Raw genomic sequence first — 19,342 nt, 5'->3', positions numbered from 1 at the left:
TATTTCTAAAATTTCCAACAAAAAAGCTGGCAGCAATATCTAAGCCTACCAGCACCCAACTTCCCTATAAATTAAATCGATATCCCGCGCCCCAAATCGTCTCAATCGAGTCAGAATACGCGCCGTGATTCTCCAACTTCTCTCGGATTTTCCGAATATGCACAACAACCGTCGACACGTCTCCCGCAGCCTGCATTCCCCATATTTGCTCAAAAAGTTGCTCCTTATTCCAAACACGATTCGGTCTCTTCGCCAAAAACACGAGCAAATCAAATTCTTTCGTTGTAAAAATGATTTCCTGATCCGCCACAAAAACTTTCCGCCCATCCAAATCCAGCGTCAAATTATGCACTTGCAAAATCTCATTTTGCGTCCCAATATTGCTTTTTGCCAAGCGCTCATACCGTGCCAAATGCGCCTTTACACGCGCCACCAGTTCGCTCGGGCTAAACGGTTTCGTAATATAATCATCCGCACCAAGGCCAAGACCACGAATCTTATCAATATCTTCCTTCCGTGCCGAAACGAGCAAAATCGGCACTTCCTTCTTCGCTCGAATCTCACGACAAATATCAAATCCGCTCATATCCGGCAACATAATATCCAGGATAATCAAGTCAAAATCGTCTCCCAGAGCCCGTTCCAGCCCCTTCAAACCATTGCTCTCAATCGTCACTTCCATATCGCTAATCTCCAAATAATCACGCTCTAATTCCGCAATTTCCAGCTCATCTTCTACCAACAAAATCCGTTTCATCCTTCATCATCTTCTTTCTTTTTCAACCTCAGTTTGATAGACACGCTCGTCCCAATTCCCAACTCACTTTTCGCCCAAATCTCGCCGCCATGCTCTTCTACAATCTGTTTGGCGATCGACAAGCCCAAGCCACTTCCACCAGTAGTCGAATTCCGCGATACCTCTTCCCGATAAAAACGATCAAAAATCGCATTCATCCCACTTTCCGAAATTCCTTTACCATTATCATGAATCGTTATTATCGCATCCATTTGACATTTTTCAAGCTGAATCTTGATATTTGCCTGTGCTTTATCCATATACTTCATGCTATTCTGAATCAAATTCTCCAAAACCCGCTTCAATTTATCACGATCAGCTTCCGTCACCAGTTTTTCCTCAGGAATTACTAACTCAAAATTCGCTTTTGCAAAACTCAATTCCGACTCCTCAGCAACTTGTGCCAATAAGGCATTCAAATCGACACTTCTAAAATAAAATGGCTCTTTATGCAAATCAAGCTTCGAAAATAAGAATAATTCATCAATCAAAGCATTCATGTCTTTCGCCTTCGCATGTGCGATTTCCAAATACTTCGCCTGCTTCTCTGGCGTATTTGCGACACCATCTTGAATCCCTTCAATATAGCCCACAATCGACGTAATCGGTGTTTTTAGATCATGTGAAATATTCGATAATAACTCTTTCCGATTGTTTTCGTATTGTTCTTGGACCTCTAGCGATTTTTTAAGCCTGATTCGCATTTTTTCGAACGTTGCAATCAGTGTCGAGATTTCATTTTTCCCTTTTGGCTCTTCCATTTCAAAATCAAGATTTCCTGCTTCAATCTTCTCCGCACCTTCTTTAAGGTGAACAATCGGCCGAATCACGCTTCTAGCAACGAAATAACTAAGCAACCCTATCACTAAAACGCCAAATATTAGAATCGCGCCAACAATCAGAGCGCCCCATTTCTGCAGAACTTCCATATAAGAATTCTCAGATTGAAGTACCATAACACTCCCTTTTGAGCCGTCAGAATAGAGATAGTCAAACTTGATATAACGGAACAAATCGCCCTGATTATCAATCGTTCCACGCATATTTATGTTATTTAATTCATAGTCTGGTTGATGCGCAAGTAGCGATTTCTTAGATAAATCCGAAGATGAATACACAATCGTGTCATTTTTTCTAACCACGATTTGTACCTCACTTTTTTCTAACAATTTAAAATTCTGGTATTCCAATAACTGATCTGGCGTAGTTTTTGCCAATAATTTCAGCTCTAAAAAAGCATTTTCTTCATCCGTTGAAAGTGGGCGTTGGAGTGTCGCCGTCTTGTATAGTTGCCCTGGTGAAGCCCCTGTCAGCGTACATACACCTAGAAAAAAAGCCGAAATCAAAAAGGCTCCCGTCAAGATGATAACTGCAATATAAGATAGCATAAATCGTAATTTAATGGACATACTATTTCCTCATTTCATCTTACTCTACAGCAAGCATATAGCGAAACGGCTTTTTTAACAAGGGATTCCGCGTCGATTTAAGGAACTTTTAAGATTCTATAGAAAAAGCCACGAAAAACGGTTTTTAACGATACCATTTCTCGCAGCTTTTATTTCACCCTAAATCATCTTTAATTTTCGACGTTGAAATGCCATTCGTTCTCGGCAAATAGACAACCTCACAATAATCTTTCAGAAAATCAAACTCGCCTTTCCAATCGTCACCCATCACAAAAATATCAATATCGTGGTCTTTCACGTCTTGAATCTTCTGCTCCCAGTGACTTTCGGGAATGACCTCATCGACATAACGAATCGCCTCTAAAATCAACTTGCGATGCTCGAAACTATGGTATGCCTCTTTGTGCTTGATCCGATTGAATTCATCCGTCGAAATCGCGACAACTAAATAATCACCCAGCGACTTCGCGCGCTCTAGTAACTTGATATGACCCCAATGCAGCAGGTCAAATGTGCCGTATGTAATCACTTTTTTCATGAACACACCAACTTTCCTAGTCCCTAGTATAGCAAGAATAAGCCAATTTCGCCAGCTTATTCTCGCTCCAGTTCCTCTTGTAAAAGCATGACAAAACGCTTACTCGATTCGCCATCAGAATATTTATTCCAACGTGCACCGAATTCTCGCACTACTTCCACGTCCACAGCAGTTTTTTGTATCGCCGTAACGACCTCCGCAGTTGTCTTGCAGAGCGGACCTGGAATCTCCTCCAAATAGCCATCCGCCAAGCCTCGACTCGTATCATACGCATCCAAATCATACGCAAAGAAAATCATCGGCTTCTCAAAAAAAGCAAACTCGAAAGGAATAGAAGAATAATCCGTAATCAGCACATCCACCATTGGTAATAGGGCCTCAAGCTCCGTTTCCTTATCGATATAAACACAAAAATCGTCATCCTTCTTCGGCAAATCAGCCAACATGGACGGATGCAATTTCAACAACAATTTGTATTCCTTCCCAAACGCAATCTTCATCGCAGCCACATCTAAATGCAACTTCGCCTCAGCCAATTCCTCATCACGAAAAGTCGGCGCGTATAAAAGCACTTTCTTATCTTGAATCGCATATTTCGCGAGCCCAGCACGCTTGTTTTGATCTAACGCGGCCTCATCAAAATAATAATCCGTCCGCGGTACACCTATCTTCAATAGTTGTGAATCATCGACTAAAAACGAACGCTTGAAAAGCTCGCCCATCTCATCCGATCCAACAACCACCTTCGAAAAAGTCTTATACACCGCTTGAAAACGTTTTTTATCCGACTCTGAACGTTTTTGCGCCGCTTTATCTTCCCAGCCAAACTTCTTGAGCGCCCCATTCGCATGCCACATTTGGATACATTCCATAGAATCACGCCATTTCACGCCTGCCAATTCCGCAAAATAATTATCCGTCACGACTACTTTTGCCGTGCTCAGATGAAACATCAAGCGGAATAGATTCCCGTTTGTTTTCGGCAAAGAACGCATGAAATTTCGCGCCATTCCATCGACATTTAAACGCGGATCGTAAAAAACAATCGTTTCTGGCATAAAGTTCGATTTCTCCATTTCACGCAAGATCGCTCCTGGATTCTCTGGAAAACTAATCAGCATTACCACTTTTTGCTGCACTGGAAAGCGCCCAAACACAAAACCTAACACTCGAATCATCATCATATACAGTTTTATTGCTACATTTTTCATTACTGACACCTACTTTTCAAAGACGATTTTCACAGTTTTTTCCGCTGCGTGCCCGTCCTCCCATTCGCAAAATTGCTGGAAGAATTGGCTGTTACTCTTGGCTGGTTGCTCCAATATTGTTGCTATTTCGTCCATCAGCTGCTCACTTGTCTCCACTAATGGACCTGGTGCATTTTTCTCGAAATCAAAATAAAAACCTCGTAGCGTATCACGATATTCCGCCAAATCATACGTGAAGAAAATCATCGGCCGATCTAAATTCGCATAATCAAAAAAGACCGAGGAATAATCCGTAATCAGCATATCACTGACCAAATACAAATCGCGAATATCATCATAAGACGACGCATCCCGAATGAAATCACCATATTGCGCAAAATCAAACTGCTCCGCCACCAAATAATGCATCCTAACAAGCAACACAACATCCTCACCGAATCGCGCCTTCATTTGTGCAACATCGAATTTCAAGTCAAATTTATATTCGCCAGCCTTATGAAAATCATTATCTCGCCACGTCGGCGCATATAAAATCACTTTTTTCCCATCCGGAATCTGGAGTTTTTGACGAATCTTAGCAATCATTGTTTCCTTGTCCGGACTAAAAAGCACATCATTTCGCGGGTATCCCGACTCAATCATCGCCCCATGATACCCAAACGCGCTCCGAAAAATCTTGCTTGAATATGCATTTGGCGAAATCAGATAATCCCATTTTGCAGCTTCCCGCACGAAATCATCCTTATATTGCGCCGTCGTCTGGCCAGGCATATGCACCTCGTCGATATCCACACCAAGCTTCTTAAGCGGCGTCCCGTGCCATGTTTGCACGTATACCGTCTTTTTCGGCTTCGGTAATTCCAGCGGCAAGCGACTATTCGAAATCCAATACTTCGCCCGCCCCATCGTAAACAACCACTTCACCGAAAAACGCGTCACATAAGGAACACCATGCTCCTCAAAAAGCTTCGTATAGCGCGGATTCACACTCCACAATAACGTATATTCTGGCTCCTGCTCCTGCATATACTCATAAATCGCACGCGGATTACAGCTATATTGTTTGCCTGAAAAACTCTCAAACATAACCAAATTCTGTTTTCGCGGTAACAATCCCGCTAATCGAAATAAAAAATAATACACCATTTGGATTAATTTTGCCATCTGTTGACCCTCTTATCTCTATTGATTCAGCGCTCGTTTTAGCTTTAGTCGCCGTTTTACTCTCTGCCTCAGCTCAGCCGTTAAACGGAAATGTTCCAATTCCACTTTCCGATTCTCATTTTGATAAAACCACTTGCCTCGCAGTTCCCAAGGTCTCAAGCGAATTTTTGCCGTGCGAATCGTTCCCGCAGGTCGCACAACAACATTCCAAATCAGTTGATCCTCCGAACGCTTCTCGACTACTGCTTTTTTAGTTGAAAATAACGTTTTTGCCGCGAAGAAACTTTTTTCAGGCAAAGCGACACGTGATTCCTCGATATCCGAAAAAAGTTCCGCATGCCCGTTTGGACGCCATTTTTTGCGTAGCGTAACCACCGGAATATCCACAAGCGGCGCCGTTTCAAACCGAACTGGCCAGCCATTTTTGCGAAGCGACAACATCATTTCCTTCACCGATTGCGGTGTATCAAGTTCCCACACATACCGCTCCTCAATCTCACTAAAAATCAGCTGAAACGCCGTCACAAAATCCGCTTGCTCCGCCTCCGTCAGCACCTCTTTAAAATAGACATGCTCCTTATAAAAATACAATTTCGCGTGATAACTAATCAAATATTGCACATATGGAATAACCGTTCCAAACTTCGCCTTCGAATCATGCAGATACTTCTGATAAACAGCCTCCAAAAACGGCTGATAGCGCGACTTATCCTGCCACGACTTATTCACAAGCGAGCCCTTCTCTTTCATGTCTCGATAGTAAAAATAACCAACATCCGCAACAACGCCATATTCCTCATCATCCAACAACATTTTCGTAATCAACAGCTGATCCTCGCCAAAATGCAGCGACTCATCAAACGCCAATTGCTTCAACCTATCAAAACGCAAAAAAGTTCCACCGATATAAAAATGGATCGCCTTATAATCCTCTAAAATGTTAACAACACGGCTCCCCTGCTCAAATCGCGTATTCAACTTATGCGCCCCGATTTTCTTGCGCGTTCCCCAATCATCTAGATAATAAAACGGTGGAACCATCATATTGACTTGCGTGTGCGTTTCCGCAAAATGCGCCATTTCACGTATCATATGTAACGAATATACATCATCCGCGTCTAAAAAGCCAACAAAATCAATATCTTTTCTGACATGCATTAAGCCAATATTTCGAGCACGAGCCGGACCACCATTTTTGATATGGATTTGATAGATATTTTGTGGATGTTTTCTGACTAATGAATCAGCAATGTTCCCACTTTTATCAGTACTGCCATCATTGACAAGGAGGATTTGAATATTTTCGGTAAACCCGTATGATTGTTTGATGATACTTTCCACCGATATTTCTAAGCGATTCTCGGCGTTATAGAACGGTATTATTATCGCAAATTTCATTTATTCACCCCATTTAGAATAGGGTTATATCCTTTGGAGAAGAGATATAACCCTGGAAAAGATTTGTTGTGGCTCTTATGAGGCATCCCCTGCCGATTTAGAGCCTCAATATGCATGTGAACGCAGTGAGCAGGTAATCCATCAGTGGCTCTTTGACGCCAAATTAGGAATCACTGGCCAATCAACAATATCGAAGAGCCTGAATTGAGCATTCGTTCCTTGCTCTGCATCATCTCCGAATCCGGCTTCAACAGCCAGCCTCTCGGAAATTTCGTGGCCTCCGCAAAAACCAAAAGAGGGTTTTCACTGCGCCCCCTATGTTGTGGCTCTTATGAGGCATCCCCTGCCGATTTAGAGCCTCAATATGCATGCGAACGCAGTGAGCAGGTAATCCATCAGTGGCTCTTTGACGACTATCTAAGAACCACAAGCAAATAAATATTAAAGCTCACACTGAACATTCAAGTGCCTACGAGTCTAGCTCTGTTAAGACCGCGTTGTTTAGCAATATGCAGTGGAATGGAATGAGACTGCCTTCCTTGCTCTGCATCACACTCCGGCGTCTCCGAATCTGGCTTCACGGGCTAGCTCCTCGAAATTTTCGTGGCCTCCGCAAAAGTCAATTGAGGACTTTTACTGCGCCCCCTAACAAATTTTTTCGGAGCTGAACGAGCCCGTTCAGCACTTTAGTGAATCCGGCTTCAACAGCCAGCCTCTCGGAAATTTCGTGGCCTCCGCAAAAGTCAAAGAGGACTTTCACTGCGCCCCCTAACAATTTCTGTCGAGGCTAAACGGGCTGTTTCAGCACTTTAAATTCCCCATTCCATCACACTCTTACCCCACGGACTGCGGAGATCTGCTTCGAATGCTTCAATCACGTCTTGTATACATTTCACTTGGTGTACTTCACCAACTAGGTTTTGCAAATACTCCACAGCTCGCTTGTTTTCCGTCAAAAACTCTACTGTCTTCTCGAAATCAACGCGGCCACTGCGGCTACTTCCGTATACTGTCAAACCTTTTTCAAGTACCATCCGCGAGTTGAACTCAATCGGATATTCGGAAACGCCCAACAGCGAAATCGTGCCTTCTGGTTTAATCAAATCGATAATCTGACTCACGGCGTATTGGCTTCCGCGTCCACCAGCGCACTCAAAGGCTTGGTCGATTACTAAATCAGCTGGAATATTATCAATCGAAAACGCACCATCTACAAACGAGAAGAAATCCAATTTATACGGTGTTTTCCCAAAAATATAAACTTTACTTTCTGGATACCAGTTTTTCAATATTAAAGCTGTAATAAATCCTAAATTTCCATCGCCCCAAACGCCGAACGATTCGCGGTTTTCATTCGCTTTTTGATCAAAGCGTAAAATCGCGTGAACGGCAACGGAGATTAACTCGGAAAACGCGGCAACTTTTGGATTGACGTCATCTGGTAGCACGACAACACGATCACGACGCATGAACACATAGTCTTGCATCAGGCCATCATAGCCACTCGAGCGGAACTTGCTTGTTCGCAAATAGTTCTCATCGATGACTGGATCGGTCTCCATTGGCGTATTTGGAATCATCACTACTTTTGTGCCTGGTTTAAATTCTTTTGTTGCATCATATACGATTTCGCCGATTCCTTCGTGGATTAGCGCCATCGGTAATTTCTTCGAGAGCATTTCTTTTCCGCGAGAACCGGTATAATAGCGTTGATCTGCCGCACAAATTGATAAATACGTTGGGCGAACCACGACTACTTCTTCATTCAAAGACTCATCCACATTGGCAACTTCGAATTGTCGCTCCGATACTAGTCGGTATACTTGGTTAATCATTGGCGATACGCTCCTGAATGATCGCATTTGCCACTTTTAGATCGTAAGGCGTTGTAATCTTAATATTGAAGATTTCGCCCTTCACGAGCTTCACACGGTCTCCTGCGAGCAAGCAAATCTTACAAGCATCCGTCAAAATTTGTTTTTCATCTGCGGACAACGCTTGATAATGGCTATATAGCTTCTTAATATTAAAACTTTGTGGCGTTTGGCCTTGGTACATGTGGTCACGAACCGGAATGTCCGTAATGAAATCATGATTCGACGACTCCACAATCGTGTCAATCGCTTCAATGACCGTATCCACCGCACCGGTTTCTAGCGCCGCATCAATGTTCTCTTCAATAATCCGATGCGTCAAGAACGGGCGTACCGCGTCATGCGTAATAATGACATCCTCATCCGTTAAGCCAAAATTCGACTCAATATAGCGAATCCCATTCATAATCGTTTCGTTACGATCCGTGCCGCCTTCGATGACAACAACGCGATCATCAGAAACGTATTTCTTAATATTATCTTCCGCGTGATTGATCCATTCTTTCGGAGACGAAATAATAATCTTATCAAAACGGTTATTTAAAATAAATTTCTCAACTGTGTGTACGATAATTGGCTTACCATTCAAGGACAGAAATTGTTTTGGCATGCTGACATTTCCCATCCGCGTACCTTTTCCTCCAGCTAAAATTTGAGCGTATATCATTCTCTAATCTCCTTTAACTGTTTTTTATGTTCATAGCTTCATTGTAACATAGATCCCTCGTAGAAACCTATCCCTATCTCCAAACTCTCAGCGGGACGACAAATGATTAGTTCCTAGGCAAAAGCGAGTACCAAGGCGGAGCGTACTGAGGTACGCGAGCATTGGAACGGAGCTTTTAACGACGGAAATGATTATTTGTCGTCCCGCTGGCTGAGCTTATTTGATTAGTTCGCGTACAATCCGCTCTGCCGCCTTACCATCTAAATCATCGAAAAAGCGGTTTTTGAAGGCACGTACTTTATCTAAGTCAAAATCATTCGTCTCGATTGCGCTAATTATCTCGTCATTCGTACGGACAATCGGGCCTGGGACAAATTCTTCATAATCGTAGTAAAAATTACGTTCGCCAAGATAGTTCTCTAAATCATAGGCATAAAATAGCACTGGTTTCTCCATAATCGAGAAATCAAAGACAACCGATGAATAATCTGTAATCAAAATATCCGTGTTAATCAAGACATCATTAATATCTTCACGGCTCATATTAAACGCAAATTCTTGCAAATCAAACGGCACACCAACGCCTCGTGTTACCGATGGATGCATTTTCAAAATAAGCGCGTATTCATCACCAAGTTCCTCCGCCAAACGACGAATGTTCAAGTTCATCACAAAGTTTTGACGTTCACCAGGTCCACCGCGGAAAGTCGGCGCGTACGTGATAATTTTTTTACCCTTCAAATGTGGATATTTCCCTAAGAAAGAAGCTTTGATAAAGTCTTTGTAATCCTCATTGAAAAAGCGATCCGTTCTTGGTACACCTAAAGGCATGACATCTTTTTCAGGCACATCGAATGCATCGGCATAAAACGGCACGATTTCGCTTGATGACACCACAACTTTCGTATAATTCTTATGCGCCCCACGTTCAAAACTCTCCGTATTACTGTCCGCGTAACCGATCGAACTAAATCCGAATTTCTTAAACGCCCCAGCCGCATGCCAAAGTTGAATAACTTCGGTGCCACTGCCAGTCGTCAAACCATACATTTGACGGTAATAATCATCTAAAAAGACATATTTCGCCGTTGCCACATCTTTATACAGCGACAAAAGCTCACGAAGCGAACGTTTTGGTTGCTTCAAATAACCAACAACCGCGTAATCCGGCTTCTGCTTCAATACTTCATCATAAACTGCCTTGAACGAATCAGCCAACACATCATGCTTATTCGTTAGGAAGACAATTTTATCTTGTTTTTTACCGAGTTTGTAAATTGGGAAAGCGATGCGACGTGCGTAGAAATTACGCGATATATCTTGCACCTTTTTCCAAGAACCGACAACTACTTTTTTGTAGCCAGCCGAAATAATCGTTCCTGCTTTTCGAACAGCCAGGCGATTGTAGATGGGTTGAACGGAATTACGATTCGCCGCTTTTTGCCCGGCACGGACTTCTTGCGGGAATGCTGAAGAAAGTAATTTATTCATCGAACCCGGATCCAATTTGCTATATGCCAATTTCAACACACGCAAATAATTCGGGCGCGCTTTTTCCTTAATAAACGTATAGCGATTAATCGTCTCAAACGTAAGCAAACGTTGCAACACACCGAGGCTATTGTAAAGATTCAAATCCATCGAATCCACTAATTCATAGAAGGAATCGAGCATCTTGACTTGTGTCCCAGCGTTACCCTCCATCATAATCCCCTTATATGCCGGCCAAATATCCGCCGAAACAATGCGGTCATAGTAATCCGTACGAATTTTTCCAAGCGCAATCGGATTTGTCACATATTTCGTGAACAACGGATCTGCCAGTTTCGTACTCTCGATAATATCTTTAAAACTCACATATGGATCTGATTTCACGATTTGGGATAGCGACACATCGCCCTCATCCTCACGCGCACGATAATTGTAAATAATCTCATCCACGGTATAGATATCGCCTGATTTCAAATAAGCTTCCAATACAAACGGGTGATCTTCCGCAACTTTAATAGATGTAGGGAAACGTATATCTTTCACCACATCCGCGCGATACATTTTATTACATGGACCAAGCGTGTACAGCATTTCTGGGTTCTTCACAAGCGTTTTACGGCCTTTCTTGAAGACACCTTTCTTGAAATGCCCGCCGATAAACCACGAGCGATTACTGTTAAAACTTACAGAAATCCCTGTCACGACGCCAACCTGTTCAGATTCTGCCGCATGATACATGATTTCCAACGCTTTTTCTGGTAAAACATCATCGGAGTCGACAAAGCTAATATACTTTCCACGAGCAACAGCCAAACCGTTATTACGCGCTGTTCCTGGTCCCGCATTCGGTTCTTTGACAACACAAATATTCTCGTGTTCCGCCGCCAATTCGATAATTCTTTCTAAACTACCATCCGAAGAGCCATCGTCCACAAGCACGATTTCCACTTCTTTTAGCGTTTGGTTAAGTAAAGATTCAATGGTTTCATCAATGTAGCGAATAACATTATATACTGGAATAACGACTGATACTTTAGGTTCAACTATTGCAGCTGGCTTTACGATTTCATAGAGCATTCTATTTCTCCCTTAAAACTTTTATTTATCATTTTCAATCTATTACAAATACCGCCAAATGTCAAGGATGCCCCGATTTAAAAATGGCCGTTTCTACTATATATCGGCACTTTGTTAACTGCTTTACACGCAAAAACTTGTCACACTACGCGTACATACCGTATAATGGTTGCATATAGACGAATATATTTTGAAGGAGAATGCCATTATGAAAGTTAGAAAAGCGGTCATTCCTGCTGCGGGTCTTGGAACTCGTTTTTTACCAGCAACGAAGGCAATGCCAAAAGAAATTTTACCGATTGTAGATAAACCAACGATTCAATATATCGTCGAGGAAGCTGTAGCATCAGGAATTGAAGATATCTTGATCGTTACTGGTAAAGGAAAACGCGCAATTGAAGATCACTTCGACTCCGTTCCTGAACTAGAAAACAACCTACGCGAAAAAAATAAACTAGAATTGCTGCATCTCGTGGAAGAAACGACAAACATCAACTTGCATTTCATTCGTCAATCGAAACCAAAAGGTCTTGGTGACGCGATTTTACAAGCGAAAGGTTTTGTTGGTAACGAACCATTTATCGTTATGCTAGGCGATGATATCGTTGAATCCAAAACACCTTGTTCGAAACAACTCATTGACCAATATCAAAAAACGCATAGTTCAGTCATCGGCGTGCAACACGTGCCGCATGAAGAAACGTATCGTTACGGTATTATCGATCCACTGAACGAGTATGCAAAAGGTCTTTACAATGTAAAAGGCTTCGTTGAAAAACCAGATCCAGCGAAAGCGCCATCTGACTTAGCGATTCTAGGCCGTTACTTGCTAACGCCACAAATTTTTGATTTTCTAGAAACACAAGAACCTGGTGCTGGCGGCGAGATTCAATTAACGGATGCCATCAATCGCCTTAATGAAATTCAACGTGTTTTCGCGTATGATTTTGAAGGAGAACGCTTTGATGTCGGCGATAAATTCGGATTCATCAAAACAACGATGCAATTCGCGCTGAAACATCCTGAAATTAAAGATGAGGTCTCTGCCTTAATTGACGAATTATACACAGAGATTCATAAAAAAGACGTGAAAAAGAAGAAATAAAAAAATGCGTGGGGCCTCAGATTCGAATCTGAGGCCCCACGCATTTTTTTATTTATATTTTGGTATTTCGAAGTCTTGAATATAGCTTGTGAGTAGGTTATACATGTTGTACATATTCGTCGTTTGACTCGTCGCCCATTTAATATCTGTTGCGTATTGATGAACGCCTGGATTCGCGGGATTCCATCTCATTTTATAGAGTGTGTCCTGCCCTCTCGCTACGTAGTTTTGAGCTACGAACTGCGCGCCACCAATGATTGCTTTTTCTGGTGTGTCCCAGCCTTGTTTGTAGGCATATTCGGAACCACCTTTCAATGGATTGCTATCCACAGCGCCGATTCCGTACATATTATACACAAGTTTCGGCGTTACTGGTTTACCATCGACCATGCTCACTAACACACCGTTTGCAAGTTGTGATGAACCATTTCCTGTTTCTAGCATCGCATGCGACATCAGATAGATTTCGTTAATCTGATACGTTTTCGCAGCCGTCGCAAAGCTTGCACCTTGCCCAGTTAAGATTCCTTTATTCACAAGAATTTTACTGTTCACTTCTGCTACATTAAGTCCTGCTGGTTTTGATAACACGAGGAACTGCAAATATTCTTTCGTGTCTTTTACAAAACTGTTCGGGTTCATGTAGTACTGCACATCTTTTTGGTACGCATTGACCCATGCACGTGTGTAGTTGAATTTATACCATTTCGCGCCATCGGTTCCTGTAACAGTTCCCGTAATGGTGATTGTTAAATCTTTCGCGAGCGGTCCAACTAAAAAGGCATTTGGGTTCGCAGCATCGCGAACGCTCGTCGCAGCCGTTGTTTTCCCTGTCGCGCCACCAGCATTCAATGTGACAAAATTACTACGAACGTAAGTGTTCGGCGGTTTGACACTTGTTTGCGGTGGTGTAGAGCCCTGCATTTGAATTGCTAGAGCTTGTGCCAATGTGGAAGTATACGATTGCGTGCGATAGTTCTTTTCGATGCCTGATACGTAATTGATGTTGAACGATAAGGCCGCTCCACCTGTGTCCTCCATATATTCAATGATGAATTTATGATTTCCTTTTGTGAGCGGGATCGTTTCTTTGTAATTGTTTAAGCCTGCTGTCCAATCTTCATAGACAACCTGGCCATCTACTTTCACGCGGATGCGATCGTCAGCGCGACCTGATATTTCATAATTACCGTCTTTCGCCATGTTCATTGTTGACTCATAGCGAGCCGTGAAGCGGTCATTTGGAATACTTGGATCCGGGCTTCCTGCTCCCCAGTTATCATTAATGCTACTCATTGTTTTATAGACAGGACGTCCAGAGAAGCTGTCTGTCGGATAATATCGTGCCAACCACGTATTGCTTGGTAAAATATTAAAATCAACAGATGCCGCACCTGTGCGTTCGACGTACTCGACTTTCACATTATGCGTTCCTTGTGTTAATGGAATGACATGATTTTCCTCACGTACATAACTTAGACCGCGGTTATCAAAAACAACTTTGCCATCTATCGTTACACGCATGCCATCGTCCGCACGCCCTACAATGTTGTAATTCCCTGTTTTAGGAGCGACATATTGCTTTTCGATGACTGCTGAGAAATTATCGTTTGGAATTGCTGGGTCTGGGCTACCGTACGCCCAATTTTGATAAAATGCCGTTTGCGTGTCGTGGAGCTTAGCTACATAAGCACCAGTAAAATTGGTGTTTTTGTAGTAGCGCGCAAACCATTTATCTAGTTTTTCGATATTCATGTTCATCGACGCTGCGCCGGTTTTGTGTTTATAAGCAATCGAAATCGCATGTTTTCCTTTTGGAACCCAAATGACTTGATTGTATTGGCCGGAAACAGTGCCCATATTTTTGCCATCCATATAGATGATTGCTTCGTCTTTCACGTCGCCATAGAAACGATAGTGACTCGCTTCTGGGGCATCGATTTGACGGTGCATCCGTGCGGAGAAATGATCGGCCGGTACCGCACTATTTGGCGAACCTGTACCCCAATTCTTCGCAATCGTTGTCATACCAGTTACCTCGTCAAAGGCATACGGAAAGCCAGATACCGTTTCATTCGGGTAGTATTTCGCGTACCAAACGTTTGCATCGATAACATTAAAGTTAACATATGCCGCGCCGCCGCCTTCTTTAAACTTAATCCGAACGTCATGGGTACCTTTTGATAAATAAACAACTGTATTAAACTCACCACGTGTCGTTAAATTCGTCACGAGTTTGCCATCAACATAAATCGCCGCCGCATCGTCCACATTCCCGATAATTCGGTAATCGCGAGCCGTCGCCACTTCGATTTGTTTATCCATAATACCTGTGAAATTGTCTTTGTTCACGCTAGCATGTGGTGAGCCTGTGCCCCAATTGTGCGTCAGTTTATTCGCTGTCGAACCAGCTGCCGTGTAATTCGAGTTCAAGCCCCATGTCGTATTATTAAAATACTGTTCATACCAAGCGTTCGCCTTCACGAGATTCATTTGCAAATGAGCCGCGCCAGACTTTTCACGATATTGTACGGTGACTTGGTGTTTACCTTTTGTCAGTGGGATTGTGACGTTTAGGTTATCCTGAAAAGAATCCCAAGTGTTCACAATCGCTTTGCCATCCACGTAAATTCGCATGCCATCGTCTACTTTTCCAACAAAACGATAATTACCTGCTTCGGCAATATCATACTGCTTCGAAAAGAATCCGCTAAAATTATCAACGCCAATTCCAGCGCCAGGTGAGCCGTAGCCCCAAACTTTATTCAGGTATGCTTTATTGCCGATGCTCTCGGTCAACTTCACGTTTCCTGTCATATTATTGTTTGGAAAGTACACGGCATGCCATTCATCCGCACGAACTAAATCCGCGGTAATGTATGCTGCGCCACCCGCTTCTAGATAATCGATTCTGATGTCATGCGTTCCCGCTGTTAACGGAATCGTCATGTTCAGGTTCGCCATGCTCGGTTTGAAATCATCATACACAAGCTTGTTGTCGACGTAGACCCGAATTCCATCATCGGCGCGCCCAATTAAGCGATAATCTGCGGTGGTGCCAACTGTAATTGTTTTACGGAACGTCGCAGAAAAACCATCCACTGGTAGCGCTGCGCTTGGTGAACCGTAACCCCAATCCAGATGAAGATCCTTCTCCGTCCGCTTTAAGACCGGGGTACCAGATAGCGTCTTGTTGTTGTAATAGCTCGCTTCCCACGAGCTTGGAGTTGCCGCATCCGCCTGCATCGGTTCTTTCATCACGAAAACCGCACACGTTGCAGCAAACCCTAACGCCATTATTACTATTTTATTTCTGATTGACCTTTACCTCCTTGACATAAATTGCGTACGTCTCTATTATTTCACATTTGGAGGGTTTAAACAACATTACAATGGTGTCATTTTGTGGCTTTGTATGGAACTATTTTTAGGGTTACACCACTAGGTAATTTATAATACTCCGCAAAAATTGGCGCATGAGGGCCATCTTGAATCGGCGTACTCATCCATAGATATTGTTGGTATGGCAAGCGTTTCACAACAATTACTTTCTCACCAGCCGCAACTTGCGCTTTCATACTCTTTATTCGTGCATCGTTTGCTTGACCAATTTGCGTGAATACAAACGCATACGCTAAAACAAATGCCATAACCAAAGCGAATAGCGGCAAGTAAAGCGCTCGTAAATTAAGGTAATTCTCTTCATGTAAAAACTGTACTGTTCGAACTGCAAAAAGTACAAAGAACATATAGCAAATTATAAAATTTCGCGGGCCAAATGGCGTAACAAAGAATAGTGGTGCCGCAAGTGTGACGACAGAAATAAGATAGAAAGTTAACTCCGCTTTCAAACCTGTTTTTGGAATAAACATCAATACCGTAGCGACCAGAACTAAGTAAAATAACAAAGATAAGTAAGCTTCAAAAGTTGTTGTTGTCTCCGAAGAAATATCAAATATTCCTTTTACAACTGGTTTATACAATGGATAAATCGTTAGAATCATAATAAATAAACCTTTGAAAACCAATTGAACCGCAGAAAGGTTTTGCGCCACTTTCACTAAAACAAAAATCGCGATAAGTGCCAGAACAATATTCAACCCAACATTATTCATCACCAGAAATTGATACAATGTCGTTTTAAAAGTATCATACATTTTTGCGAAAATGCCCATGTCACTATCTACAGTACGGTACGTATCCTCTCCACTGAAAATTCTAGCATATGCCCCGTTAGAGAACATGATAGCTGCTCCAATAATTACGGAAGCCAGATAGACAATGTGTAACAAGAAGAACTTGCGGAATCTAATAAAAGCCCACACTATGATAAAAATGGCAGCAATAACATTATAAAGTGTTGCATGCTCCACAAATAATTGTGAAATAATACCCAGCGGAACCATTAAAATCGTTAACCAAATACTATATTTAGGCGTTTTATCATAAAATACATTTTTGACTACTAGTAAAAAAATCAAGGTGAAAACAGCCGCTGTATTGTAGTTAGAGAAGCCGGCTGCCCAACCATATGTCTGTGCAAACATATTCGCTGGCACCGTCAAGAATAGCAAGAAGCTAAGCAAGTAAACGCCTATCGAATTTGTTTTCGAGATCAATGCTGGTAACACAACCAATAAAGCACCAAACAATCCCATTATAAAAATACGGAACCAGTCTACACGCGTAATTAATAACTCTGTATAGTTTCCAAAGTAACGACCATTATAGTCCTTAAAACCGTCATGAAAACGTTCCATCCCCTTGGCCATACCCCAAGTCCAATCATCATGTGTTAACGGTGTCCGGTATGCAATATACATATAAAATAAAAATACCAAAAATCCTACTACACTTAATAACTTCCAATTTCTCTCTGTACGAATCATAATTAACCTACCTTTTTAATTCCTAATTTTAAATATTATCCACTTACTAAATACATAGTTCAATACAAGCACAATCACGTTTGTTAGAATTTTCGCCACCAGCGCGTTCGTGCCCAATCCACTAATCAGAATGACCATAACCGCTAAATCGACCAAATATGTCAAAAAGCGGAAACCAAAGAACGACGATGCTTCACGCGCCCGGTCCTTCCAAGTCGGTGTATAGCTTTCAAACACATATCGCTTGTTCGTCACATAGGCAAAAATCACCGAAGCCACCCAAGAAACAGTATTTGACGTCACATAATCGATTCCAAAAACCGAATTACAGAGCCAGAACGACACAATATTCACGACCGTCGTAAAGCCACCCATAATGATATACATAATAATACTATACAAATTGGCATGTTCTTTTCTAAAGTTAGCGATTAATTCCTTTATCTTCTTCATTTTATCGGCTCTCTCTCATCGTTGTATTCTTCGACAAAGTATAGCGGACGACCTTTCACTTCATTAAAAATCCGACCCAAATATTCGCCGATAATTCCAATCGAAATCAGCTGAATTCCACCCAAGAATAAAATAACTATCATCAGCGTTGGGAAACCTTCGACGGCATTCCCTGTCACAAGCGTTGCGATGAATATGTATATCATATAAATAAAAGCAGCGATCGATACGATAAATCCTAAGATGGAGGAAATTTTGAGCGGTGTCGTAGTAAATGATGTCATTCCTTCCAAAGCAAGGTTAAATAGCGAACCGTAGTTCCATTTCGTTTCACCAGCTAGACGCGGAGCAGCATCGAACTCAATTTCAACTTTCTTGAATCCCATCCAGCTGTACAGACCTTTGGAATAACGTTGCGTTTCCCGTAATTTCTTAAGCGCGTCAATACAACGACGATCAAGCAAACGGAAATCGCCAGCATCCGGAAGCACAGGTGTTTTCGACATTTTTTGAAGCAATTGATAGTATTTCTTGGATGTGAATTTCTTCAACCATGTTTCGCCTTCGCGGATTTTCCGTTTGGCATAGACATCCTCATAACCTTGTTCCCATAAAAGCAACATTTCTGGAATCAGTTCCGGCGGATGTTGCAAATCAGCATCCATCGTCACCATCGCATCGCCCTTCGCGTAATCAAAACCCGCAGCCATCGCGACTTCTTTTCCATAATTCCGCGCAAGGTCCACATAAGAAACCCGAGCATCCTTGGCACGCAACTCTTTCATAATTTGAACCGAATCATCCGAACTACCATCATTAATGAACAAAAGCTCATAATCATAACGATCCGAAACCGTAGCCATGACTTCCTTTATGCGATCGTATAAATGCGGTAGTACCTCACTCTCATTATAAGCAGGTACCGAGATTGTTATTAATTTCATATTTCACTACATCCTCATTATTTTTTTACATACTTTATCAGTATAACAGAAAAGATTTGTTCCTAAAAGGAAAGACTTGAATGACAGTGGATAAAAATGGATCTCAGTACAAAAATGATCTGGAATCCCAGATCATTTTTGTACAAATTTTAACATAATAAATCTATTGACAAATTTTCGTTACTTATTCGCGATTTTCCTTAATAAGAACAAAGCATATATAACTGCTGCTACAACCAGTACTTTGAAGGCAATGAGCAGCGGAATCCCTATGTTTAAATAGAAATCTATGTTTGACATAAAGCCACTTCCCTATATCTTGATTT

General features: G+C 42.1%; 14 protein-coding genes. 1 reads left to right on the top strand and 13 read right to left on the bottom strand.

Features of this window, described 5'->3' with window-relative positions; genetic code table 11:
• Window positions 1–64: 64 nt before the first annotated feature.
• The 9 genes from HPK16_RS14210 to HPK16_RS14170 form a co-directional block, all read right to left on the bottom strand.
• Window positions 65–757: a response regulator transcription factor gene (locus HPK16_RS14210; RefSeq protein ID WP_181677577.1), complete on the bottom strand. Its 693-nt coding sequence runs from the start codon at window positions 755–757 to the stop codon at window positions 65–67.
• Window positions 754–2,205 (bottom strand): sensor histidine kinase, encoded by a 1,452-nt coding sequence (locus HPK16_RS14205; RefSeq protein ID WP_181677576.1) that lies wholly within the window; start codon window positions 2,203–2,205, stop codon window positions 754–756. Before HPK16_RS14205 ends, HPK16_RS14210 begins: the two co-directional genes overlap by 4 nt.
• A 154-nt stretch (window positions 2,206–2,359) precedes the next feature.
• Window positions 2,360–2,743 carry a glycerol-3-phosphate cytidylyltransferase gene (gene tagD, locus HPK16_RS14200; protein WP_036076578.1) on the bottom strand — a complete coding sequence of 128 codons (384 nt, stop codon included), beginning with the start codon at window positions 2,741–2,743 and terminating at the stop codon, window positions 2,360–2,362.
• A gap of 56 nt (window positions 2,744–2,799) precedes the next feature.
• Window positions 2,800–3,954 carry a CDP-glycerol glycerophosphotransferase family protein gene (locus HPK16_RS14195; protein ID WP_181677575.1) on the bottom strand — a complete coding sequence of 385 codons (1,155 nt, stop codon included), beginning with the start codon at window positions 3,952–3,954 and terminating at the stop codon, window positions 2,800–2,802.
• Between the two features lie 9 nt (window positions 3,955–3,963).
• A complete protein-coding gene (locus tag HPK16_RS14190; protein ID WP_181677574.1) occupies window positions 3,964–5,118 on the bottom strand; it encodes a CDP-glycerol glycerophosphotransferase family protein in 1,155 nt (384 codons plus the stop codon).
• Window positions 5,119–5,136: 18 nt separating this feature from the next.
• Window positions 5,137–6,516, bottom strand: coding sequence for a glycosyltransferase family A protein (locus HPK16_RS14185; protein ID WP_181677573.1), 1,380 nt, complete (start codon window positions 6,514–6,516; stop codon window positions 5,137–5,139).
• Between the two features lie 809 nt (window positions 6,517–7,325).
• Entirely contained in the window at window positions 7,326–8,351 is a 1,026-nt protein-coding gene (locus HPK16_RS14180) for a ribitol-5-phosphate dehydrogenase (protein WP_181677572.1), read from the bottom strand.
• Complete coding sequence (locus tag HPK16_RS14175) at window positions 8,344–9,057, bottom strand: IspD/TarI family cytidylyltransferase (protein WP_181677571.1); 714 nt, start codon at window positions 9,055–9,057, stop codon at window positions 8,344–8,346. Before HPK16_RS14175 ends, HPK16_RS14180 begins: the two co-directional genes overlap by 8 nt.
• Window positions 9,058–9,273: 216 nt before the next feature.
• Entirely contained in the window at window positions 9,274–11,625 is a 2,352-nt protein-coding gene (locus HPK16_RS14170) for a bifunctional glycosyltransferase/CDP-glycerol:glycerophosphate glycerophosphotransferase (protein WP_181677570.1), read from the bottom strand.
• Between the two features lie 208 nt (window positions 11,626–11,833).
• Here HPK16_RS14170 and galU point away from each other — a divergent pair, with 208 nt between their 5' ends.
• On the top strand, window positions 11,834–12,730 hold the full coding sequence (gene galU / locus HPK16_RS14165) for a UTP--glucose-1-phosphate uridylyltransferase GalU (RefSeq protein ID WP_181677569.1): 897 nt from the start codon (window positions 11,834–11,836) through the stop codon (window positions 12,728–12,730).
• Between the two features lie 48 nt (window positions 12,731–12,778).
• On the opposite strand, the gene HPK16_RS14160 is transcribed toward galU, so the two are convergent.
• From HPK16_RS14160 to HPK16_RS14145, 4 genes are all read right to left on the bottom strand, one after another.
• Complete coding sequence (locus HPK16_RS14160) at window positions 12,779–16,027, bottom strand: PA14 domain-containing protein (protein WP_181677568.1); 3,249 nt, start codon at window positions 16,025–16,027, stop codon at window positions 12,779–12,781.
• A 101-nt stretch (window positions 16,028–16,128) separates the two neighbouring features.
• Window positions 16,129–17,619: a DUF6056 family protein gene (locus tag HPK16_RS14155; protein WP_181677567.1), complete on the bottom strand. Its 1,491-nt coding sequence runs from the start codon at window positions 17,617–17,619 to the stop codon at window positions 16,129–16,131.
• Window positions 17,620–17,634: 15 nt separating this feature from the next.
• Window positions 17,635–18,072 carry a GtrA family protein gene (locus HPK16_RS14150; RefSeq protein ID WP_181677566.1) on the bottom strand — a complete coding sequence of 146 codons (438 nt, stop codon included), beginning with the start codon at window positions 18,070–18,072 and terminating at the stop codon, window positions 17,635–17,637.
• Window positions 18,069–19,016, bottom strand: a complete 948-nt coding sequence (locus HPK16_RS14145; protein ID WP_181677565.1) for a glycosyltransferase family 2 protein — start codon at window positions 19,014–19,016, stop codon at window positions 18,069–18,071. The genes HPK16_RS14150 and HPK16_RS14145 overlap by 4 nt, the downstream gene beginning before the upstream one ends.
• Window positions 19,017–19,342: the final 326 nt, after the last annotated feature.

This window comes from Paenilisteria rustica, assembly GCF_013820765.1.
GTDB lineage: Bacteria > Bacillota > Bacilli > Lactobacillales > Listeriaceae > Listeria_A > Listeria_A rustica.
Note: the sequence above shows the minus strand (reverse complement) of the source record. Positions and strands in the feature narration are given on the sequence as shown.

Bases quoted from the DNA above. Each gene is read 5' to 3' on its own strand.
- HPK16_RS14210 (WP_181677577.1), bottom strand. From the start codon at position 757: ATGAAACGGATTTTGTTGGTAGAAGATGAGCTGGAAATTGCGGAATTA.
- HPK16_RS14205 (WP_181677576.1), bottom strand. From the start codon at position 2,205: ATGTCCATTAAATTACGATTTATGCTATCTTATATTGCAGTTATCATC.
- tagD (WP_036076578.1), bottom strand. From the start codon at position 2,743: ATGAAAAAAGTGATTACATACGGCACATTTGACCTGCTGCATTGGGGT.
- HPK16_RS14195 (WP_181677575.1), bottom strand. From the start codon at position 3,954: ATGAAAAATGTAGCAATAAAACTGTATATGATGATGATTCGAGTGTTA.
- HPK16_RS14190 (WP_181677574.1), bottom strand. From the start codon at position 5,118: ATGGCAAAATTAATCCAAATGGTGTATTATTTTTTATTTCGATTAGCG.
- HPK16_RS14185 (WP_181677573.1), bottom strand. From the start codon at position 6,516: ATGAAATTTGCGATAATAATACCGTTCTATAACGCCGAGAATCGCTTA.
- HPK16_RS14180 (WP_181677572.1), bottom strand. From the start codon at position 8,351: ATGATTAACCAAGTATACCGACTAGTATCGGAGCGACAATTCGAAGTT.
- HPK16_RS14175 (WP_181677571.1), bottom strand. From the start codon at position 9,057: ATGATATACGCTCAAATTTTAGCTGGAGGAAAAGGTACGCGGATGGGA.
- HPK16_RS14170 (WP_181677570.1), bottom strand. From the start codon at position 11,625: ATGCTCTATGAAATCGTAAAGCCAGCTGCAATAGTTGAACCTAAAGTA.
- galU (WP_181677569.1), top strand. From the start codon at position 11,834: ATGAAAGTTAGAAAAGCGGTCATTCCTGCTGCGGGTCTTGGAACTCGT.
- HPK16_RS14160 (WP_181677568.1), bottom strand. From the start codon at position 16,027: ATGGCGTTAGGGTTTGCTGCAACGTGTGCGGTTTTCGTGATGAAAGAA.
- HPK16_RS14155 (WP_181677567.1), bottom strand. From the start codon at position 17,619: ATGATTCGTACAGAGAGAAATTGGAAGTTATTAAGTGTAGTAGGATTT.
- HPK16_RS14150 (WP_181677566.1), bottom strand. From the start codon at position 18,072: ATGAAGAAGATAAAGGAATTAATCGCTAACTTTAGAAAAGAACATGCC.
- HPK16_RS14145 (WP_181677565.1), bottom strand. From the start codon at position 19,016: ATGAAATTAATAACAATCTCGGTACCTGCTTATAATGAGAGTGAGGTA.